Annotated in this window: 2 protein-coding genes; both read right to left on the bottom strand. The window is 74.8% G+C overall.

The annotated features are described in order from the left end of the window. Positions 1-1,102, bottom strand: a 1,102-nt coding sequence (locus tag AB0C76_RS41235) for a beta-ketoacyl synthase N-terminal-like domain-containing protein (protein WP_359975899.1), incomplete at its 3' end; no start/stop codon positions are given. 61 nt (positions 1,103-1,163) lie between these two features. Next, positions 1,164-1,962: phosphopantetheine-binding protein (locus AB0C76_RS41230; RefSeq protein WP_359975896.1), on the bottom strand; the 799-nt coding region annotated here is incomplete at its 5' end.

Genomic DNA, 1,962 nt, shown 5'->3' with positions numbered 1-1,962 from the left:
GGTCCTGTCCGTAGGTGGCCAGGAGCGCCTGGGCCTCGATGGGGTCGCCGAGGCGGGTGCCGGTGCCGTGGGCCTCGACCGCGTCGACGTCGGCGCTCGTGAGCCCGGCGTCGGCGAGCGCGGCGCGGATCACCCGCTGCTGCGAGGGCCCGTTGGGCGCCGAGAGCTGACCGCTCGTGCCGTCCTGGTTGGCGGCGGTGCCGCGGATCACGGCGAGCACGTGGTGGCCGTTGCGGCGGGCGTCGGAGAGGCGCTCGACGAGCAGCAGGCCCGCGCCCTCGCCCCAGCCCGTGCCGTCGGCCGCTGCGGCGAAGGCCTTGCACCGGCCGTCGGCGGACAGCCCGCGCTGCCGGCTGAACTCCACGAACAGCCCGGGCGTGGCGAGCACGGTCGCGCCGCCGGCGAGCGCCAGGTCGCACTCGCCGCGCCGCAGGGACTGCACCGCGAGGTGCAGCGCGACCAGCGAGGACGAGCACGCGGTGTCGATCGTGACCGCCGGCCCCTCCAGCCCGAAGGTGTAGGCGATCCGGCCGGAGGCGACCGACCCCGCGCTGCCGGTGCCGACGTAGCCCTCCAGGTCGTCCGGCGCCTTCCTGATCCGGCCTCCGTAGTCCGCGTACATCACGCCGGCGTAGACGCCGGTGCGCGAGCCGTGCAGCGAGGTCGGGTCGATGCCGGCCCGCTCGAACGCCTCCCACGCGGTCTCCAGCAGCAGCCGCTGTTGCGGGTCCATGCTGACGGCTTCTCGGGGGCTGATGCCGAAGAACGCGGGGTCGAACCGGTCGGCGTCGTGCAGGAACCCGCCCTCACGGGTGTAGGTCCGGCCGACCCGGTCCGGGTCCGGGTCGTACAGCCCCGCGATGTCCCAGCCCCGGTTGTCGGGGAAGGCGGAGATCGCGTCCGTGCCCGACTCGACGAGCCGCCACAGCTGTTCCGGGGTGCGCACCCCGCCCGGGTAGCGGCAGGCCATGCCGACGATCGCGATCGGCTCGTGCCGCTCGGCCTCCACCTCGGTCAGGCGCTGCTTCGTCTGCAGCAGGTCGTTCGTCACGCGCTTGAGATAGTCGCGGAGCCTGGCCTCGTTCGTCGCCTCGCTCGTCATGAGACGTCAACTCTCCTCGTCGTGCGTCGTACGGGATGTCGTGCCGGAATGTGGGTGCGGGTCAGTCGAGGCCGAGCTGTCCGTCGATGAGCTCGAACAGCTCGTCGTCGGAGGCGTGCTCGACCTGTGCGGTCGTGGTGGCGGGGCCGGCGCCGTGCGGGTCGGGCGAGAGCCGGGCCAGGACGGAGGACAGGCGGGCGGTGACGCGTTCGCGCGCCTCCTCGTCGAGCGGCGTGCCGGTGCCGTCGACGGCGGCCTCCAACTCGGCGATCCGGATGAGTAGTTCCGCCGTGGCACCCGGGAGCCGGTCGGCCAGCTCCCCGTGCACGTGGGCGGCGAGCGCGTCGACCGTGGGGTGGTCGAAGAGCACGGTGGTGGGCAGCCGGAGGCCGGTGTCCGCGCCGATCCGGTTGCGCAGGTCGACGGCGGTGAGGGAGTCGAAGCCGAGGTCCATCAGCCCGCGGTCGGTGGGCACCGGGCGGTTGGCCGGACGGCCCAGGACCTCGGTGACCCTCGCCCGCACCAGCTCGCGGACGGTCCTCGGCCGGTCGGCCTCGGTGGTCCCGGAGAGCGTGCGCACCCAGGGCGGGGTGCGGTCCCCGGCGGCCGGGGCCGAGGCCGCGGGGCGGCCCGCCGGGGCGAGCGGCACCGGCAGCGGGACCAGACCGCGCAGGACCGGTGCCATCCTGCCCGGGTCGCCGAGCGCCCGCAGCGCGGCCGTGTCGAACCTCGCGGGTACGGCGAGTGCCCGGTTCGAGCCGAGGACCGTGTCGAAGTGGGTGAGGGCTTCGGTGGTGGTGAGGGGGGTGATGCCGGTGCGGGCGAGTCGGGCGAGGTCGGTGGTGGTGAGGGTGGCGGCC

Origin of the sequence: Kitasatospora sp. NPDC048722, assembly GCF_040650235.1 — a bacterium.
Lineage (GTDB): Bacteria > Actinomycetota > Actinomycetes > Streptomycetales > Streptomycetaceae > Kitasatospora.
Note: the sequence above shows the minus strand (reverse complement) of the source record. Positions and strands in the feature narration are given on the sequence as shown.